16 protein-coding genes are annotated in these 18,894 nt (G+C 57.5%); 3 read left to right on the top strand and 13 right to left on the bottom strand.

Annotation, left to right across the window (positions count from 1 at the left end):
• Positions 1-32 precede the first annotated feature (32 nt).
• Positions 33-917, top strand: coding sequence for a DMT family transporter (locus ACR0AP_RS10080; RefSeq protein ID WP_480506642.1), 885 nt, complete (start codon positions 33-35; stop codon positions 915-917).
• On the opposite strand, the gene uvrC is transcribed toward ACR0AP_RS10080, so the two are convergent.
• The 6 genes from uvrC to ACR0AP_RS10050 form a co-directional block, all read right to left on the bottom strand.
• Positions 914-2,776: an excinuclease ABC subunit UvrC gene (gene uvrC, locus ACR0AP_RS10075; RefSeq protein ID WP_480506640.1), complete on the bottom strand. Its 1,863-nt coding sequence runs from the start codon at positions 2,774-2,776 to the stop codon at positions 914-916. The genes ACR0AP_RS10080 and uvrC overlap by 4 nt on opposite strands.
• Positions 2,777-3,066: 290 nt before the next feature.
• A complete protein-coding gene (locus tag ACR0AP_RS10070; RefSeq protein WP_480506638.1) occupies positions 3,067-3,846 on the bottom strand; it encodes an SDR family oxidoreductase in 780 nt (259 codons plus the stop codon).
• 21 nt (positions 3,847-3,867) lie between these two features.
• Positions 3,868-4,830, bottom strand: a complete 963-nt coding sequence (locus tag ACR0AP_RS10065; protein WP_480506816.1) for a calcium/sodium antiporter — start codon at positions 4,828-4,830, stop codon at positions 3,868-3,870.
• A 171-nt stretch (positions 4,831-5,001) separates the two neighbouring features.
• Positions 5,002-5,799 (bottom strand): S49 family peptidase, encoded by a 798-nt coding sequence (locus ACR0AP_RS10060; protein WP_480474918.1) that lies wholly within the window; start codon positions 5,797-5,799, stop codon positions 5,002-5,004.
• Positions 5,800-5,913: 114 nt separating this feature from the next.
• The gene (locus tag ACR0AP_RS10055) at positions 5,914-6,675 is read right to left on the bottom strand and encodes an ABC transporter permease (protein WP_480506637.1); all 762 of its coding nucleotides are present in this window, start codon (positions 6,673-6,675) and stop codon (positions 5,914-5,916) included.
• On the bottom strand, positions 6,672-7,601 hold the full coding sequence (locus ACR0AP_RS10050) for an ABC transporter ATP-binding protein (protein ID WP_480486548.1): 930 nt from the start codon (positions 7,599-7,601) through the stop codon (positions 6,672-6,674). The genes ACR0AP_RS10055 and ACR0AP_RS10050 overlap by 4 nt, the downstream gene beginning before the upstream one ends.
• Positions 7,602-7,771: 170 nt before the next feature.
• Between ACR0AP_RS10050 and ACR0AP_RS10045 the strand changes: the two genes are divergently transcribed.
• The gene (locus tag ACR0AP_RS10045; protein WP_480506636.1) at positions 7,772-8,860 is read left to right on the top strand and encodes a CaiB/BaiF CoA transferase family protein; all 1,089 of its coding nucleotides are present in this window, start codon (positions 7,772-7,774) and stop codon (positions 8,858-8,860) included.
• Positions 8,861-8,941: 81 nt separating this feature from the next.
• Here the strand turns inward: ACR0AP_RS10045 and hemE are convergent, their stop codons facing one another.
• Positions 8,942-9,976, bottom strand: coding sequence for a uroporphyrinogen decarboxylase (hemE, locus tag ACR0AP_RS10040; protein ID WP_480506635.1), 1,035 nt, complete (start codon positions 9,974-9,976; stop codon positions 8,942-8,944).
• A 106-nt stretch (positions 9,977-10,082) separates the two neighbouring features.
• Between hemE and hemC the strand changes: the two genes are divergently transcribed.
• A complete protein-coding gene (hemC, locus tag ACR0AP_RS10035; protein ID WP_480506634.1) occupies positions 10,083-11,048 on the top strand; it encodes a hydroxymethylbilane synthase in 966 nt (321 codons plus the stop codon).
• 223 nt (positions 11,049-11,271) lie between these two features.
• Here hemC and ACR0AP_RS10030 read toward each other — a convergent pair whose 3' ends face one another.
• The 6 genes from ACR0AP_RS10030 to ACR0AP_RS10005 are packed head-to-tail and all read right to left on the bottom strand — an operon-like array spanning position 11,272 to position 18,858.
• Positions 11,272-12,543: an aspartate aminotransferase family protein gene (locus ACR0AP_RS10030; RefSeq protein WP_480506632.1), complete on the bottom strand. Its 1,272-nt coding sequence runs from the start codon at positions 12,541-12,543 to the stop codon at positions 11,272-11,274.
• A 1-nt stretch (position 12,544) separates the two neighbouring features.
• Positions 12,545-13,648, bottom strand: a complete 1,104-nt coding sequence (locus tag ACR0AP_RS10025; protein ID WP_480506630.1) for a mandelate racemase/muconate lactonizing enzyme family protein — start codon at positions 13,646-13,648, stop codon at positions 12,545-12,547.
• Positions 13,645-14,751 carry a mandelate racemase/muconate lactonizing enzyme family protein gene (locus ACR0AP_RS10020; protein WP_480506628.1) on the bottom strand — a complete coding sequence of 369 codons (1,107 nt, stop codon included), beginning with the start codon at positions 14,749-14,751 and terminating at the stop codon, positions 13,645-13,647. The genes ACR0AP_RS10025 and ACR0AP_RS10020 overlap by 4 nt, the downstream gene beginning before the upstream one ends.
• Entirely contained in the window at positions 14,748-15,326 is a 579-nt protein-coding gene (locus ACR0AP_RS10015; protein ID WP_480506627.1) for a dimethylsulfonioproprionate lyase family protein, read from the bottom strand. The genes ACR0AP_RS10020 and ACR0AP_RS10015 overlap by 4 nt, the downstream gene beginning before the upstream one ends.
• Positions 15,323-16,405: an alcohol dehydrogenase family protein gene (locus ACR0AP_RS10010; protein WP_480506626.1), complete on the bottom strand. Its 1,083-nt coding sequence runs from the start codon at positions 16,403-16,405 to the stop codon at positions 15,323-15,325. Before ACR0AP_RS10010 ends, ACR0AP_RS10015 begins: the two co-directional genes overlap by 4 nt.
• Positions 16,405-18,858 carry an FAD-dependent oxidoreductase gene (locus tag ACR0AP_RS10005; RefSeq protein ID WP_480506625.1) on the bottom strand — a complete coding sequence of 818 codons (2,454 nt, stop codon included), beginning with the start codon at positions 18,856-18,858 and terminating at the stop codon, positions 16,405-16,407. Before ACR0AP_RS10005 ends, ACR0AP_RS10010 begins: the two co-directional genes overlap by 1 nt.
• Positions 18,859-18,894 lie beyond the last annotated feature (36 nt).

Raw genomic sequence — 18,894 nt, 5'->3', positions numbered from 1 at the left:
TTATCCGTCGACTGCAAAGCGGAACGTACAGGATGACAGCGCATATTCAAACCGACGCCCGGTCGAACATGGTCGGCAGCCTGTGGATGGTGGCGGCAATGGCGGGCTTTGCGCTGGAGGATGCGTTGCTGAAAGCAGCATCCTCCGCACTTCCGATCTGGCAGGTACTGGTGCTGTTCGGGACGGGTGGGTCCATAATCTTTGCCGCGCTGGCGTCGGCTCGTGGAAAACGTCTGATACACCCAGACGTTCTCTCCCGCCCGATGAAAGTTAGGGTGCTGTTCGAAGTCTTTGGTCGGCTGTTCTATGTGCTCGCCATCGCATTGACGCCCTTGTCCTCGGCCACGGTGATCCTGCAAGCGACGCCGTTGGTTGTGGTCGCGGGCGCGGCGTTATTCTTTGGTGAAGCGGTTGGTTGGCGGCGATGGAGCGCGATTTTTGTCGGTATGATCGGAGTCGTCATTATTCTGCAACCGACCGGGGACAGTTTTTCACTACTGTCGATGCTGGCCGTGCTGGGTATGTTAGGGTTCGCAGGGCGTGATCTGGCCAGCCGCGCGGCCCCTGCGACCCTTGGAACCGAAGTACTGGGGTTTTATGGTTTCCTCAGCATTATCGTCGCGGGCCTTGCATATCGGATGTGGGAAGGCGCGCCCGTGGCACCGGTTAGCCTGCACACCAGCCTGCATCTGACGGGCGCGGTTCTGATGGGCGTCATGGCCTATGCCGCGCTCATGAACGCAATGCGCACGGGTGAAGTGTCTGCCGTGACCCCGTTCCGCTATACGCGACTGCTGTTCGGTATCGGGTTGGGTATCGCCCTGTTCGGCGAAAGCCTGGACCGTACTATGTGGGTCGGCAGCGCGCTTATTGTGGCTTCGGGCCTCTATATCCTGTGGCGGGGGCGACAGGTCTAACCCTTGTCGTGGAAGAAATCATAGACTTTCTGAGCCAACCCGGCCGAGATTCCCTCGACCGCTTTCAGGTCCGCCAGATTGGCCCGGCTTACCGCTTTGGCGCTGCCGAAGTGAGTCAGTAAGGCGCGCTTGCGTGCAGCCCCAACGCCCGGAATTTCATCCAGCGGCGTGGCACCAACGGCCTTGGCGCGTTTCGCACGATGGGTACCAATGGCAAAACGGTGCGCTTCGTCCCTTAGCCGTTGAACAAAGTACAAGACGGGATCGTTGCGTTTCAGCGCAAAAGGGCGCCGGCCGATCCGGTGAAACTCTTCCTTGCCGTGGTCACGGTCGACCCCTTTGGCAACACCGACCATCGGAATGTCGTCGACCCCGTGGGCCTGCATGATCTCGTGCGCGGCGCTGACCTGTCCGGCACCGCCATCGATCAGCAGCAGGTCGGGCCAAAGCCCTTTGTCCCGGTCCGGATCTTCTTTTTGCAGGCGGGTGAAGCGACGGTTCAAAACCTCTTTCATCATGCCAAAATCATCACCCGGTGTCAGGTCATCGCCACGAATATTGAACTTGCGATAGGCGTTTTTCATGAACCCGTCGGGCCCTGCCACGATCATGCCGCCAACTGCGTTGGTGCCCTGAATATGAGAGTTGTCGTAAACTTCGATTCGACCGGGCGGGCCGTCCAGATCAAATGCCTCGGCCACACCGCGCAGCAACTTGGCCTGTGTCGCGCTTTCCGACATGCGCCGGGCCAGAGACTCTCGCGCATTGCGCAATGCGCCTGCAACCAGTTCCTGTTTCTCCCCACGCTGCGGCACGAGAAGCTCGACCTTACGACCAGCTTTTTCCGTCAAAGCTTCCTGCATCAGATCAGCGTTTTCGATCCCGTCCGACAAAATCAACTGCCGCGGCGGTTCCTTGTTGTCGTAGAACTGACCAAGGAAAGCTTCCATCACCTCGGCCGGAGATACATCTGGTCCTACACGCGGGTAAAAATCCTTGTTGCCCCAGTTCTGGTTGGCACGGATGAAGAATACCTGAACACAGGCCTGCCCGCTGTCCATATAAAGACCGATCACATCCGCCTCGGTTACACCGCGCGGATTGATACCCTGTGAAGTTTGAACCTGCGTCAGCGCACGGATACGGTCGCGCAGACCGGCGGCGCGTTCGAACTCCATGGCCTCGGACGCGGCCATCATCTGTTCAGCCAGTTCCTCTTGCACCTTGGTCGAGCGCCCCGACAGGAAACGTTCTGCATCCTTTACGCTTTCACTGTAATCCTGTTCCGAAATCAAACCGACACACGGCCCCGAGCACCGTTTGATCTGATAGAGCAAACAGGGCCGCGTACGGCTGTCAAACATGGAATCCGAACAGTTCCGCAGCAGGAATGCCTTTTGCAGCTGGTTCAACGTGCGGTTTACAGCACCCGCGCTGGCAAACGGCCCGAAATAGGCGCCTTTTTCCTTCTTGGCCCCGCGGTGTTTCTTGATCTGAGGAAAGTCATGATCCTTGGCGACCAGGATGTTTGGAAAGCTTTTGTCGTCCCGCAGCAGCACATTGTATTTCGGTTTAAGCTGCTTGATCAGGTTCTGCTCCAGCAGCAGCGCCTCGGTTTCGGTTCTTGTCGTCAGAAACATCATCGAAGCGGTCGAGGCAATCATCTTCTCGATCCGGCCCGAATGACCCGGCCTTGCATAGTTCGATACCCGCGCCTTCAGGTTTCGCGCTTTGCCCACGTATAAAACCCGGCTTTCGGCATCCAGCATCCTGTACACCCCCGGTGAGCTGTCCAGCGTCTTTGCGTAACGCTGAATGCAGGCATAACCGGTCGGGGACGATTCACTGTGGGTAGTCATGGGTTTCCGATATGATTCTCTTTTACTGGCTGCAATCTTGCGGGCCTCAGATCAAGAGAAAACAAATCCACGATTCCTGTGGATAAGTGTGAAGATAAGTTTTCACAGTCTTAGAATTTCCCTTGTTTCATTACCACTTCATCAACCTGCACAAAAAATAGGCACATTATCAAGCTATTGATTTTGATAGTTATTTTTTCAAGCATTTAGCAAGTGTATGAAAAAAAAGACATTTTTGTAACACGTAGGTAACATGAACGTGCGCGGTGCAAAACTTGCAGCGGAAATGCTCATTCCACACCCAGAACATCCGGTGTTTTCCACCCCAGGTGCTGACCGCCATCCACGCATATCAGTTGTCCCGTTACCGCGTGCGCATCCAGAAAAAACCCCAATGCGGCAGTGATATCCGATGGATTTGACCCGCGTTCCAGAACAGTATTCGATCGTTGCGCCTGGAAATGCTCGGCGCTTTGACGATGCCCCTGTACCGTCGGGCCAGGCCCAATGGCATTGACCCGGATTGCCGGGGACAGCGCCTGTGCCGAGGTACGGGTCAGCGTCCATAGCCCCATTTTGGCAATGGTGTAAGACATGAACTCGGGTGTCAGCTTGCGTACACGCATGTCCACCATGTTGATGATCAGACCGGTCGCAAGGGGTTCGCCATTTTCGTCTGTGTCCGGGGCCAGCCCCTGCCCGGCCATGGCTTGGGTCAAAACGAACGGTGCGCGCAGATTGCTGTCGAGATGGCGGTCCCAGCTTTGACGGGTCGCGGTGTGAACACTGTCATATTCAAAGATTGAGGCGTTGTTCACCAGACAGGTGATCGGCCCGCCCAGAGCCTCGGCTGCTTTGGGCAGCAGGTCCTGCACCTGTGCCTCGTCCAGCAGATCAGCCTGCAAGGCCACCGACCGTCGGCCCAATGCCTGAACCTCCGCCACAGTCTCGTGCGCGGGGCGTTCTGAGGACGCATAGTGAACGGCGACATCATATCCGCGACCCGCCAGAAAAAGCGCCATGGCCCGACCCAGACGAATACCGGCACCGGTCACTAAAGCTCGGGTCATGCTTCACCTCGTTTTGTCAGATCACACCAGCAATACAGTGATATAAATCGCATAAAGGAAGGTCAGTACCAGACCCCAAACGCGAGAGATATCCTGCTTGAAAACAACAAAGGGAACCAGAAGCAGCGAAGCGCCCAGCATGACCCAAAGGTCAAAATACAGGAAACCGGGATCAACCGGGATACGCCCGAACCAGGTTGCGATCCCGATAATGGCCAGAAGATTGAACATGTTCGATCCGATCACGTTGCCTAGGGCAACATCGGCCTGCCGGCGCAACGCGGCCATGACGGTTGTTGCCAGTTCGGGTAAAGACGTTCCAACCGCAATCAGGGTCAGACCGATAACCGTCTCACTGACACCATAGGTCCGGGCGATGACCGTCGCATTTTCCACCAGCAGGTGCGCCCCCATTGGAAGGCCTACAAGGCCTAGGATCAGGTAAACCGATACCTTCCAGTAAGGCATGTCAGGATCGGCTTCTTCCAGGCCTTCAAGGTCGTCGTCATCGGCACAGGCTTCCCCACAGGCCTTGCGGTGCGCCTTTGCTTCACGAAAGGCATTCATCAGAACCAGGCCCAAAGCCGCCAGCAGGATCAGGCCGCTGACGACGGTGAATGTTCCACAAAACGCCAACCCTATGAACAAGGCCGTCGCCATCAGCATGAAGGCATAGTTCCTACGGCTGTCGCACTCGCTGGTGTGGATCGTTGCCAGCATCGCTGGAAGGCCAAGAACCAACAGGATGTTGGCCGTGTTTGATCCGACAACATTGCCCAGCGCGATACCCGGTGCGTGTTCCTTGACGGCGCTGATAGCAATCAACAACTCGGGCGCGGACGTGCCGAAGGCCACAATCGTAAGACTGACGATCAGAGCCGGGACACCTAAACGCAGACTCAGGTTCACTGCGCCACGCACCAAGGCATCGCCTGCCAGCAACAGGATCAACAAGCCAAGACCAGACAGCAGCCACGTGGTGATCAAGCCCGGCCTCCTTTTTCACAGGTACAGGGGCCCTTTCCGATGCGATACCGACCGCATCGCGGACATTTTGCCGAGCTCAGCTTTTTCTGCCCGGGAAACCGCAACTTGCCGAACATTGCCAATACGCCCATAGCGATCAGAAAAAGAGTGACAGCCTTTACGATCACGTCACAAACCGAAACGCGCGTAGGCTGCCCGCTCCTCTAATCCTGCAATAGCGTCCTGCGCCAGGCTGGTCCCAAACCGGGTCCAGATCGGTTTTTTCACGCCATAGCGGCGGAATTTGACCTTGTCACCGAAACGGTCCTGCATCTTTGGCTTCAGATGGGCGATGCCGTCGATCAGCCCCAGTTCCTGCGCGCGACGCGCCAGCCAGACCTCGCCCGTGAACAGATCAGTTTCCTGATTCAGCTTGTCCCCGCGCCGATCTTTGACATGCGCAATGAAATTCTCGTGGATATCACCCAACAACCCTTGCAGGCGGGCTACGTCCTCTTTCTTTTCTGGTGAAAACGGGTCGAGCATGGACTTCGATTTCCCAGCGGTATGAACCCGCCGCTCAAACCCTTGCCGCGCCAGAAAGACATGCGCGCCAAACCCAGCCGAGATCACACCGATCGATCCCAGCACGGAACTGTCATCGGCCCAGATCTCATCCGCTGCGGCGGCCAGCCAATACCCACCGGATGCAGCGACGTCTTCGACAAAAGCGATGACCGGCACGTCCAGTTCTTCGGACAAACGCCGAATGCGCGCACCGATCATTGAACTTTGGACAGGGGATCCGCCCGGTGAATTGATCTCAAGCGCCACGGCCGCAGGTTTTCCCTTGCGAAAGGCTTTCTCGAGAACCGGCGCCAGCGTGGCGTCATTCAAGGACCCGCGCCCGGCCATTCCAATGGCGCCGGACAGGCGGACGATGGCCACACAGGGATGTTTTTTGACGAACGGCAGGCTGAGCTTCATGGGTGCCGATGTAGAGTGCCGCCATCCCGTAAACAAGGGACTCTTCGAACCTTGAACGCGACGTGAACCAGATTCACACACTCGATGGGCAAAAATGCAACGCACCGGCGTGGGTTAGCTGCGAATGCGCCAGCCGGTTTTGAAGATCCAGCCAATGACCGCCAGACACACCCCGGTAAAGGCTATGATGGCCAGCAAACTCAGGGCAATGGGCACATCCGCAAGCCCGAAAAACGACCAGCGAAACCCCGAAATCAGATAGACGACCGGATTGAACAACGTGATCGTCTGCCACAGAGGCGGCAGCATCGAGATTGAATAAAACGTACCGCCAAGGAAGATAAGCGGCGTGACCACAAGCTGCGGCACCAATGACATCTGTTCAAAATTACTGGCCCATATCCCGATGATAAAACCCAGCAACGAGAAGCTGAGACATGACAGGATCAAGAACGCCGCCATGGCAAAGGGATGTTCGATCCGTATGTCGACGAAAAAGGTCGACGTGGCCAGAATGACCAACCCCACGAACAGCGCTTTGGTGGCCGCCGCACCGACATACCCAATCACGATTTCGATAAAATTCACCGGCGCCGACAACAGCTCGTAGATGGTGCCCAGAAACTTTGGGAAATAAATTCCGAAAGACGCGTTCGAGATCGAAAGCATCACCACAGACAGCATGATCAAGCCCGGGACGATGAACGCGCCGTAGGATACACCCTCGACCTCCTGAACTCGACTGCCGATGGCGGTGCCAAATACCACGAAATACAGCGAAGTGGAAAGAACCGGTGACAGGAAGCTTTGCGCCAGGGTGCGAAAGAAGCGGGCCATTTCGAACCGGTAGATTGCAGCGATTGCGGTCCAGTTCATGCCGCCTCTCCGGATACCAGATTGACAAATATCTCCTCCAGGCTCGATTGCCGTGTCTGCACATCGCGCAACACCAGTCCGGCCTGCGACACGTCATTCAACAGGGTCGTTATCCCCGTGCGATCCGCATGGGTATCGTAGGTATAGATCAGGCTATCCCCCGCGCCGTTGAGGGTCAGATTGTGGCTGGCCAAATCATCGGGAATCTTGGCGATTGGCTCGGTGAGCATGACGACAATCTGCTTTTTGCCCATCTGCGCCATAAGCGTGTCTTTGTCCTGCACCAAAAGCAACTCACCCTTGTCGATGACGCCGACGCGATCCGCGATGGCTTCTGCCTCTTCGATGTAGTGGGTGGTCAGAATGATGGTGACACCGTCCCGTTTCAGCTCGGCCACGATTTCCCACATATCCTTGCGCAGCTCGACATCCACACCTGCCGTCGGTTCATCCAGAAACAAAACCCGTGGTTCATGCGCCAAGGCCTTGGCGATCAGCACGCGGCGTTTCATGCCGCCCGACAACTCCTTGATGGGGTTCTTGCGCTTGTCCCATAGCGAGAGCTTGCGCAGAATGTCCTCTATCCGGGCGTTGTCTTTGCCCAGCCCAAACAACCCGCGTGACAGCCGAACTGTGTTCCAGACCTTTTCAAACGGTTCCAGCGCGATCTCTTGCGGGACAAGCCCGATCATCCTGCGCGCTGCGCGATAGTCCGACTGAATGTCGTGCCCGCCGACTGAGACCGTGCCGGATGTTGGCGTGGTTATTCCACAGATCGTCGAGATCAGAGTGGTTTTTCCCGCCCCATTCGGCCCCAGAAGCGCAAGAATTTCGCCTTCTTCAATGTCCAGAGACACACCTTTCAGCGCCTCGAACCCATCGGCGTAGGATTTGCGCAGATCTCTGATGGATAAAATGGTCGTCATATCCGCTCCCCGTTCTGGCCCAAACCCTATCGCCCCGAACACAGGGATAACAGGCCCATTCCGCACCATGTGATGAACAACTGCCAAAAGGAAGACCGCCCGCGCCAGCAATCATCCGGCTTGCAATCCCGACACCAGCCAGCAAACTCTGCCGGGAATGGAGGGCCCTGATGCTGAACGGAATACGTGTTTTCGAACTTGAAGGTCTGGGTCCCGGCCCGTTTGGAGCCATGTTTCTGGCAGATCTTGGCGCTGACGTGATAACAATCCATCGCAAAGGGGGCGCCACGACACCGGGCATGCCGGAACGTTCCCTGCTGGATCGGGGCAAAAGATCCATCGCACTTGATCTGAAGGACGCCAATGATCTGGAGACCGCGCTTCGCCTTATTGACACAGCCGATGCGCTGATCGAAGGATTCCGCCCTGGTGTGATGGAAAAACTGGGGCTCGGGCCCGATGTCTGCCTGACCCGCAATCCAAAACTGGTCTATGGGCGCATGACGGGCTGGGGGCAGGATAGCCCGCTGGCCGACACGGCTGGGCATGACCTGAATTACATCGCCCTGTCCGGGGCGCTCTGGTATGCATCACGTCCCGGCCAAGAACCGCAGACCCCGCCAACTTTGGTGGGTGATATCGGCGGTGGGGCCATGTATCTTGTGGCAGGCGTTCTGGCAGGGCTCATCAATGCGCAACGCACCGGTGTAGGTACCGTCGTTGACGCGGCAATCTATGACGGCTCGGCCCATATGATGAACCTATTGATGACAATGCGCCAAACCGGCAACCTGTCTGAAACCCGGGGTCAAAGCCTGTTGGACGGTCCCCACTGGAGCAGCACCTACGCCTGCGCCTGCGGTGGTTTTATTTCCGTTCAATGCCTCGAACCAAAATTCTACATGCAATTTCTGAACTTACTGGGCCTCACAAACGATACCGAGTTTCAGCGGCAATACGACCGAGATCTGTGGCCTTCGCTTTCACGCCGTCTAACCGACATCTTCGCCAGTCAACCGCGCGACCATTGGGAGGCCCTGTTTCGCGGAACAGATGCCTGCGTTGCTCCTGTTCTCAGCCCGGACGAAGCCCGCTCACACCCGATGAACACCCATCGCAACTGCTGGCAGGATTTTGACGGCGCATTTCAGGCCGCCGCCGCCCCACGGTTTTCAGGTCATGACTGGACCCCGAAACCCAGTCCCATACGCGGCGAGCATACCAAGGACATCCTCGCAGAGCTCGACAGCCTGAGCTGATCCGCACTTCATCTGGCGCAAAATATCCCGGGGGATGAATTGGCCGCAGGCCAAGAAGGGGGCTGGCCCCCTTTAATCTGACTACCGCCCGCGCACCGTATCGATCATCAACTGAACATTCTCAGGATCGGCATCCGGCGTGATCCCATGACCCAGGTTGAAGATGTGTGGCCCGTTCGAGAACGCCTCGACAATCCGCCGCGTTTCGTCCACCAGAGCCTGTCCACCGGTCACCATATGCGACGAGGCCAGGTTTCCCTGTACACAACCATCAATCTGTACATGTCTGGCGGCCCAATCGGGCGACACCGAGTTGTCCAGCGCGACGCAATCCACGCCAGTCGTCTTGGCAAATCCAATATACCCCTCCCCCGCCTCGCGCGGGAAACCAATCACCGGAATGCCGGGATGACGCTCCTTGATGGCCTGCGTAATCACACGGCATGGTTCCACAGCGTATCTGCGAAACGCCTCACCTTTCAGGGAACCCGCCCAGCTGTCGAAAATCTTGACCACCTCAGCCCCGGCGTCGATCTGAGCCGACAGATACTCGATTGTTGCGGCCGTGATGCGATCCAGCAGCGCCTCGAATAAAACAGTATCGCTTTCTCGCAGAGCGTGAGCTGGTCCCTGATCGGGTGTTCCACGCCCGGCGATCATGTAAGTCGCGACTGTCCAGGGCGCGCCGGCAAACCCGATCAACGCGGTCTCAGACGGCAATTCTCGCGACAGGATCCGAACCGTTTCATAAACGGGCGACAATGTCTCATGAATCGCGTCAACCGGTTTCAGCGCATCAAACTCCGCTTGCCGCGTGATAGTCGATAAACGTGGGCCTTCACCGGTCACGAACCATAAATCCGCACCCAGCGCCTGCGGTACCAGCAGGATATCGGCAAACAGGATCGCAGCATCAAACCCATAGCGCCGGATTGGCTGCAATGTGACTTCGGCGGCCAGTTCCGGGTTATAGCATAATGACAGAAAATCCCCAGCCTGGGCACGGGTAGCCCGGTATTCCGGCAGATACCGACCCGCCTGGCGCATCATCCAGATTGGCGGCACATCCTGTACTTCGCCCGCCAGCGCCCGCAGCAGTTTCTTTGTTTCGGCCATTTTCGCCCCCAGTCTTCCGGTTTTCGCAACGGGTCGTCCTTCGGCGGCAATTTGTCAAGCTCAGCCCCCATTGTCAGGGCAATGTGACGCGACTAAAGCTGTGCACATGACTTTGACCCTGCCCACCCCCGCATCGCCCCTCAGAATCGGCACTCGTGGTTCGCCGCTGGCTCTGGCTCAGGCCTATGAAACGCGCCAACGTCTGAGCGATGCCTTCGATCTGCCCGAAGCGGCCTTTGAAATCGTCGTGATCAAAACAACTGGCGACAATCGCGCCATGATCGATGCGGATCGTCCCCTGAAGGAAATCGGCAACAAGGGCCTGTTCACCAAGGAAATCGAAGAGGCGATGTTGCGCGCCGAAATCGATATCGCCGTGCATTCAACGAAAGACATGCCTGTTGAGCAGCCCGAAGGGCTGGTTCTGGACACATTCCTTCCGCGCGAGGATGTGCGTGACGCTTTCATCTCGCCGCGCCTTAACTCGATCCACGATCTGCCTGAAGGGGCCGTCGTCGGCACCTCGTCTTTACGGCGCCGGGCACAGCTGCTGAACCGGCGGCCGGACCTGAAAGTGGTTGAGTTTCGCGGGAACGTGCAGACGCGGCTGAAAAAGCTGGAAGCCGGTGTCGCGGATTGCACTTTTCTGGCCATGGCTGGCATTCGCCGTCTGGGCATGGACGAGATTCCAGCCAGCGCCATTTCTCCGGATGACATGCTGCCCGCGATTGCACAGGGTACCATTGGCATCGAACGGCGCAGCAACGATATGCGCGCGGCTGAAATGCTTGAAGCGATTCATCACACGGAAACAGGATGGCGGCTGGCCGCTGAACGCGCCTTGCTGGCCGCGCTGGACGGATCTTGCGAAACTCCGATCGCTGGTCTGGCAGAACTGGACGGAGACAACTTAAGGCTGCGCGGCGAAGTCCTGCGCCCAGATGGATCGGAAACCGTGAACAGAGATGTGACCGGTTCCATCAAAGACGGGCCGGAAATGGCCCGCGCGATGGCGGCAGACCTGTTGGAACAGGCAGGTCCGGGTTTTTTCGATTGGAAAAATTCAAATTAATTTAAGGCAGTGTGAACTTGATCACTGTGACCGCCGAGATTCTCGGGCATTAAAGTGACATACCGATGAGGAAGTCGGGTCAGTCTCGAAAGTATCGAAAAGTTTTCAGATTGCCGGTGATTTAATCAGTATTCGAGGGGGCGAGGCTGACCCCCGACTTCCAAAGGTAGCGGGTCGCTGTTGAACTCAACAGCGACCCGTTTACGTTGTATACATCCAACCTTCAGGAAATCGCATCAACGGCGTGACGGACGGCGATGCGTGTCTGATCCAAATCCGCATCGGTGATCGCCAGCGACGGATAAAGCTTGCCCGGAGACTTAAAGATTCCATGAGCGCGCAGCACCGCATTATAAGTGGCGTTACGCTGTGGATCATCATGGTTTGCACTGCGATAATCGCGGCACTCGGCGTTGGTGAAATAGATGTCAAACAAAGTCTCGTCACCGCATATCCGATGCGCGATACCCGCTTCATTCAAGGCGTCCGTCTGAATCTGCTGCAAGTGTTTTCCAATTGCGCGCAAACGCTCGTACGCGCCATCACGCCGCAGAATCTCCATCGTCTTAAGCCCTGCGACCGAGGCGACCGGATTCCCTGATAGGGTCCCCAACTGCATCAGCCAACCTTCTTCCCCGACCTTCGATTTATCGAAATGCTTCATGATCTCGACGCTGGCACCGAGCGCAGCCAGAGGGAAGCCACCGCCTGTGATCTTACCCAGAGTGCAGATATCCGGTTTGACCCCGTATCGTTCCTGCGCCCCGCCATAAGCCAGCCGGAATCCGGTGACGATCTCATCAAAGATCAGCAACACACCATGTTGATCACACAGGGTTCGAAGGCCTTGCAAATATCCCGGCATTGGCGGAATGATCCGTTGCAAAGGCTCGACCATAATCGCGGCAACGTCGTCATTTTCCTCCAGCAAAGCAGCGACGGCTTCCAGATCGTTAAAGGGCGCGATCAGCATTTGCTCGGCCACGCTGTCCGGGATACCAGCGCTGTCGGGAACTGCCTGCGGGAAATTGACTCTGCGGCTTGGGGCAAGGCTCATCTGCGCCTCGGCGCTCATACCGTGATAACCGCCTTCAAACTTCAGGATCTTGCTGCGCCCGGCATAAGCCCGCGCCAGGCGAATCGCATACATGTCGGCTTCGCCGCCTGACGCGACAAAGCGCACCTGCTCGCAGCAGGGAACGGCGTCGATGATGGCCTCGGCCAATTCGATGCCCTTGCTGTTGTTTGCAAAAAACGTCATCCCTTTTGGCAACTGTTCCAATACGGCTTCCATCACCTCGGGGTGGCCATGGCCCAGCAGCATCGGACCCGACCCTATCAGGTAATCGACATATTCGTTGCCGTCCTCGTCCCAGACACGGCTGCCTTCACCACGGGCGATGATGATGCCCGGATCGAAGTTGCCAAACCCCCCGGCGGGTAGAACTTCGTTCGCGCGAGCAATCCATTCGGATTGTGATTGGATTTTCAGCATCTCAGTCGATCTCCAGAATTGGGGTGCCAAGGATATCGAGGTCCGGCACAACACCTAAACCCGGACCTTCGGGCGGAGCAATCCGGCCGTTTTCACGAATTGGTGCATCAGGACACAGACGCGGGGCCACGTAAGACGACAAGTCGCACGTGTTCATCAGAGAACCTTTCGGCGTCGACGCCGCAAAGTGAAGTGAAGCCGCAGTAATAATGTCAGACCCCCATGTGCATTCCGCGCAAATCTCGGCACCCAGATGCACGGTCAGATCCCGTGCACGACGCATTGCTGACAATCCGCCGAATTTCGAAAGTTTAAGCGCCACCGCATCCATGCAACCCAGTTCATACGCACGCAAAAGCGAGGCAAGATCAAAGGCACTCTCGTCGATTTTCATCGGAAGACCAGTAGCCTGACGGACAGCGGCACAGTCTTCCAGCGTTTTGCAGGGCTGTTCCAACATCACGTCCAGATGTGCCACCGCACGCCCGGTACGGGTCGCCTGCAATCGCGATGCTCCACAATTCCAGTCACCATATACCAACGGCCCGGTTCCCACGGCTTCGCGCACTTTGATCAGCCGCTCGGCATCCGCCTGCCAATCTCCCTCGACACCCAGCTTGACCTGAAACTGCCGGATTCCGGTTTGAAAAGCGGATTTGGCAATACGCGCCATCTCGTCCGGTGCGATGCAGGTGATCGAATGATAGAGCGGCATATCCGCCTGCGTTCGCCCACCCAACACCGCATAAACCGGCAACCCTGCCGCCTGACCGAACAGGTCCCAAAGCGCGATATCGACGATCGATTTCGCGTATTGATGCCCTTGCAGAAACCCGTCCAGCTTGCGCATGGGAGAGTCTGCACCAAAAGGGGTGATCCCAAGAATTTCGGGCCCCATCTCAGCAATGGCACCTGGCACCCCGTCCGCATAGGCCGGCAGGTAATGCGGGATCGGGCAGACCTCACCCCACCCCCTGTGACCGGTGTCCGTTTCAAGGCTCAGGACATGGGATTTCACAGTGGCACAGGTCTTGCCTTCAGCCATATGGTACGTTTCGTGACTTGTCAGATCAACAGACCAGAGCGTTATCTTGTTGATTTTCAAGCGTATACTCCCACTGGATCACCCAATGTGCTTTCATCCGGATGAACACCGAGCCCGGGTTCTTCTGGCAGGTGCAAATGGCCATCAACATTCCGAGGCCCACGCCCACCGGCAATATCGACCGTGATCATGTCCTGACAGGCCCATACTGCAAGGCAGTTGTCATCCGGGATGGTCGCGGCCAGATGCAATGCTTCGGTATCGGCCAGAACCGTACCGCCTGTGGCCATTACAAACATGTCTATCCCATGGGCCAGCGCGATATCCCGCATGCGCGCAGCCTTGGTCAGCCCGCCGACGCGGTTCAACTTGATCCCGAAAATCTGAGCCAGACCATCGCGGGCAATACGGGCCGCATCCTGCAAAGTCACGAGGCTTTCGTCCACTGAAACGGGTGACGGGTGAAGCCCCGAGATTGCAGCAATGTCATCCAGCGTCTCACAAGGTTGTTCGAACATGACATTCAGGTCCGCGCAGGTGCTCATCACACGCAACGCTTGCTGACGCGTCCAGCCACGATTGACATCATAAAGAACGATCTCGCCGGGTCGCCGAATACTCTCGACATCGCGAACACGCGCGATGTCCCGTTCAACGTCACCACCGATCTTCACAGAATGGGCGATGTAGCCCCGCTGGCGGTACCGCTCTATGACCGCGCGCGTTTCGTCGACGGATTTCGCCCCGACCGAGGACGCTATCGGGCGCGGTGTCCGCGATCCACCCCCCATCAGATCGGCAATCGGCACACCCGCCGCCTGACCCGCGATATCCCAGCAGGCCATATCAATTGGGCTTTTGGCATAAAGGTGCCCGGGCACGGCAAGATCCATCGCCCGTTCCACATCCAGAACCCGCCGCGGATCCAGGCCCAGAATGAACGGCGCCATCGTTTCAATTCCGGCGCGGATACCCGGACCATGTGCGGGCACATAGGTATGGCCCCATGGGGTCCCTTCACCCCAGCCAACAAACCCCGCATCGGTATCGATTTTCACGACTGTCGCGTCAAGCGTTTCGAATTTCAGCCGCCCACCAGACAACCAATATGGATGCTCTAGCGGGAGATCGATGTGATATACAGTGATAGCCTTGATCTTCATGCGATATCCATCCGGGGCAGATCACACATGCCTTCACCGCGCCACAGAACATAAGTCAGGATCGGCTGATCTGTGGTAACCATGGCATGACTTTGCCAACTTGCGTGCAAGCGCGTTTGATTGGCACCAACATATGTTTCGTCCCCATCGACCTTGAACAACGCACCTCCGCCAAGGACGAGGTAGAGTTCTTCGGCCTGATGGCTGTGCCAATCGTAATTCAGGCCAGCCCCCCAAAACGCGATGTAGCCACGCAGCAGGGTCGAGTGAAAATGTCCGGTTGGACCGAACAGCTCATAATAGCCGTATCGGTTCAGGAAATCCGCACCAACTTCGTTTTCGGTGTAGGTGTGTTTCCAATGTGCCAGATGCGCAGTCGCTTTGACCGCCGCGATCAGGTCGCGGGTTGGCACGTCTTCAACTAGGTCAAAGGCTGCCACCAGTCTCGTTGCGGGAATGGGTGCGGGATCCAACCCCGTCGGGGTCAGATCACCCGGCCAAGGCGCGAACGCAGACAGATCAGGATGCGCATGGTGCATTTGCCGGGCAACTTCGAGAACATCATCAAGCGTCATGGCATCACCACGATGTTGCCGGTGTGCTCTTTGGCGATGAACGCGGCTTGTGCTTCTCGGAGCTCCTCCAGCGGGTATGTCGCGGCAAGCGCTGGCTTGATCTCACCGGCCTCGATGTATGTTACGAGGTTCTTCATGACCTGAGGGTCAATGACGGTCGAACCGGTGAAGGTCAGATCGCGCAGGTAGAATGTACGCAGATCAAGTTCGACAATCGGGCCTGCAATTGCGCCCGAACAGGTATAATGGCCACCCCGTTCCAATATGTCGATCAGGTTCGGCCAGTATGGCCCGCCTACGACATCGGCAACCACACTGATCTTTTCCGCGCCCAGCGCCTCGCGCAGGTTCGCAGGAGCGCGTGGCAGAATGACGTCAGGGCCAAGCCTGGCCACGTCCGCGTGTTTGGATTCGGATGCCATCGCGATCACACGCGCGCCGCGCCGTTTGGCCAGTTGCACAAGCGCGCCGCCCACACCGCCGGAAGCACCTGGAACCAAAACCGTATCCTCGCCGGTCACATTGGCACGGGTCAACATGCCTTCGGCGGTGGAGTAAGAGCAGGAAAAAGTTGCCAGTTCAGCATCCGTCAGGTTCGAGGTGATTGCCACAGCATTCACCGCCAGAGTTGTCGCGTATTCGGCAAAACCACCATCCCGTTCCGAGCCGAAATAACCAGTCTTGTCCATATTGTCGGGTTCCACCGGATCGCGCAGCCAGCCATCCGTGATGACACGCTCGCCAATACGTGCCTGGTCAACACCTTCGCCGACGGAAACGATATGCCCGCAGATATCGGCCCCTTGAATTCGCGGGAAGGTGATCGGATTACCGCCCCAGGTGGGATCTTCTTCGCCAACCTCTTCAAACGCACCACCGGTCGTTGCGGCTGTGACCGTCTTGGAGTACCAACCCGACCGCGTGTTGACGTCCGTATTGTTCAGGCCACATGCCGCAACCTTGATCAGCACTTCACCCTCCGCAGGTTCAGGACGCGGCCATTTATCGTGCCAAACTATCTGCTCTAACCCTCCGTGGCCCATCGTGACCATGGCTTTCATTGTGGCGGGCAGGCTCATCAGGCGGTCTCCACTACTGCGTCTGTGCGGGGCAGCAGGCTGTCTGGATCGTAGGCGGGCTTATCCAGTACTCGGGCCGAACGCGGCTTGCCGTGAATCACGACCTCCAATTCGGTTCCCACTTTTGCTGCTTCGGATTTGATGTATGCAAAGGCCAATATCTTACCGACCGTGTGGCCGAATACGACCGAAGCTGTCGAGCCTATGACACGCCCGTCCAGCGTCACCGCCTCGCCTCCATGGCCATCAATTTCGCCATCCGGCTCGACTTGCAGATAGGCACATACCCATGGCAGATCGGTGTTCAACGTCTTGTCCTTGCCCAGGTAATCCTTGTCCGTACGGGCAAAGCGCAGCACGCCAGCCTCGGCCAGAGTGACCTCGTTGGTCAGCTCACCTGCCCCTTTGAAGCCCTTCTCCATCCGCATCACGTTCATGGCAAAGCTGCCATAGTCCGCAATGCCATACGCTTCGCCCGCAGCCCATAGCGCATTGTAGACATCAAGGCAGGCAGCGTTAGGCATATGCAGTTCCCAACCCAGTTCGCCCGCATAAGACATGCGAAACGCCCAGAGTTTATGACCGGCAATTGTGACCTCCTGCGCTGACAGCCAGCGGAACCCGGCATTGCTCAGATCGGTATCCGTACAGCGCGCCAGAACTTCGCGTGATCGGGGACCGTTCAGCGACAAGGCCGACCAATCAGAAGACAGCGCGGTGATTTGCACAACTTCACCCTTGCGCTGATGTGCCAGGTGATCAAGCAAGCGCTGTTCGAAGAACGCCGCACAGACCAGATAGAAGCGGTCTTCGGCGATGCGGACAATCGTAGTCTCCAACTCAATCCGGCCACGACGGTTCAACATATGGGTCAGCGTGATCGAGCCAACCTTTTGCGGCATCCTGTTAGCAGTCAACCGATCCAACAGGGTATAGGCATCCGGCCCCGATACTTCGACTTTGGTGAAGGCGGTGACATCCATGATGCCGACACGTTCGCGCACGGCTTTGACCTCGGCCGCGACCATGTCGTCGGCAGGGGTGCGGCGGAAGGAATAGTGATCGCGCTGTTCCACGCCGTCCCGGGCGAACCAGCGGGGGCGTTCGAAGCCATAGACCTCTTCATGTACCGCGCCTTTAGACTTCAGCAACTCAAACAGTGGCGACGGCTTGATCGGACGCCCTGCAATTCGATTGAAGTGTGGAAACGGGATTTCGTGACGTAAGCAATAATCTTCTTCCGCCTTGATCACTTGCCAGTCTTTGGTGGCATAGCTGCCAAAGCGGCGCGGATCGAAATCCCGCATCGAGATATCGGCAGCCCCATGCACCATCCAGCGCGCCAGTTCTCGGGTCAGACCCGGGCCCCAGCCGATCCCGATCTGCGTCCCGCAACAACACCAGTAATTCCGCACACCCGGCGCAGGACCGATCAGGGGGTTGCCGTCCGGCGGGTGCGAAATCGCCCCATGCACATCGCGCTGAATGCCCAGCTCGGCAAAGATCGGCATCCGGTTCAGGCTTTCCTCAAGCCATGGCATTACCCGGTCATAATCCGCGTCGAACAACCAGTTCTCATACTCCCAAGGGCAGTGATCATGCCAGACCGAGTTCGGATTCGCTTTCTCGTATATTCCGATCAGGCCACGCTTCTGCTCCATCCGGATATAACCCGAGACTTTGCGGTCATCGCGGATCACCGGCAGTTCTTTGTCCAGATTCTGGAATTCCGGCACCGGCTCGGTCACGAAATAATGGTGCGTCATTGACGTCATCGGCAGTTGCAGCCCGGACCATTCGCCCATCTGGCGCGCGTAGGTGCCGCCCGCGTTCACCACATGCTCGCAGATGATGGCTCCCCGTTCGGTCTCAACAATCCATTCACCGTTTGCGCCCTGCGTGATGTTCGTCGCCCGGCAGCTGCGGAAAATGCGCACGCCCTTCTGGCGTGCCCCGGCGGCCATCGCCATGGTCACGTTGGTCGGGTCCACATGGCCGTCATCGGGCGTGTGCAGCGCGCCCAGAACACCCTCGAGGTTATAAAACGGATGCAGTTCAGCCACCTTCTCGGGGCCGACAAGCTCGATATTGAAGCCCAGCGACCGACCAACCGACAAAGTGTGGCGCAGCCAGTCCATCTCATCCTCGGTATAAGCAAGGCGGAACGAGCCACAGCCATGCCACGTGACAGGCTGACCTGTCTCGGCCTCCAGCAGGCCGGAATACAAGCCGATGTTGTAATCGACGCATTTGCCCAGACCAAAGCTTGAAGTTGAATGCGTAATCTGCCCTGCCGCATGCCATGTACTGCCGCTGGTCAGCTCGGCCTTTTCCAGCAGAACAGTCTCTTCGCCCCAGCCTTCATGGGCTAGATGGTAGGCCAGACCAACGCCCATGACGCCGCCTCCGACGATGACCACACGTGCGTGTGAAGGCAGTTCAATCCCGGACATGATTTTCCTCTTCCCGAGTCGCTTTTCTGCTCGACA

This window comes from Ruegeria sp. AF7 (assembly GCF_056541885.1).
Note: the sequence above shows the minus strand (reverse complement) of the source record. Positions and strands in the feature narration are given on the sequence as shown.

Bases quoted from the DNA above. Each gene is read 5' to 3' on its own strand.
- ACR0AP_RS10015 (WP_480506627.1), bottom strand. From the start codon at position 15,326: ATGACGCTTGATGATGTTCTCGAAGTTGCCCGGCAAATGCACCATGCG.
- hemC (WP_480506634.1), top strand. From the start codon at position 10,083: ATGACTTTGACCCTGCCCACCCCCGCATCGCCCCTCAGAATCGGCACT.
- uvrC (WP_480506640.1), bottom strand. From the start codon at position 2,776: ATGACTACCCACAGTGAATCGTCCCCGACCGGTTATGCCTGCATTCAG.
- ACR0AP_RS10070 (WP_480506638.1), bottom strand. From the start codon at position 3,846: ATGACCCGAGCTTTAGTGACCGGTGCCGGTATTCGTCTGGGTCGGGCC.
- hemE (WP_480506635.1), bottom strand. From the start codon at position 9,976: ATGGCCGAAACAAAGAAACTGCTGCGGGCGCTGGCGGGCGAAGTACAG.
- ACR0AP_RS10050 (WP_480486548.1), bottom strand. From the start codon at position 7,601: ATGACGACCATTTTATCCATCAGAGATCTGCGCAAATCCTACGCCGAT.
- ACR0AP_RS10055 (WP_480506637.1), bottom strand. From the start codon at position 6,675: ATGAACTGGACCGCAATCGCTGCAATCTACCGGTTCGAAATGGCCCGC.
- ACR0AP_RS10010 (WP_480506626.1), bottom strand. From the start codon at position 16,405: ATGAGCCTGCCCGCCACAATGAAAGCCATGGTCACGATGGGCCACGGA.
- ACR0AP_RS10005 (WP_480506625.1), bottom strand. From the start codon at position 18,858: ATGTCCGGGATTGAACTGCCTTCACACGCACGTGTGGTCATCGTCGGA.
- ACR0AP_RS10030 (WP_480506632.1), bottom strand. From the start codon at position 12,543: ATGCTGAAAATCCAATCACAATCCGAATGGATTGCTCGCGCGAACGAA.
- ACR0AP_RS10060 (WP_480474918.1), bottom strand. From the start codon at position 5,799: ATGAAGCTCAGCCTGCCGTTCGTCAAAAAACATCCCTGTGTGGCCATC.
- ACR0AP_RS10020 (WP_480506628.1), bottom strand. From the start codon at position 14,751: ATGAAGATCAAGGCTATCACTGTATATCACATCGATCTCCCGCTAGAG.
- ACR0AP_RS10080 (WP_480506642.1), top strand. From the start codon at position 33: ATGACAGCGCATATTCAAACCGACGCCCGGTCGAACATGGTCGGCAGC.
- ACR0AP_RS10045 (WP_480506636.1), top strand. From the start codon at position 7,772: ATGCTGAACGGAATACGTGTTTTCGAACTTGAAGGTCTGGGTCCCGGC.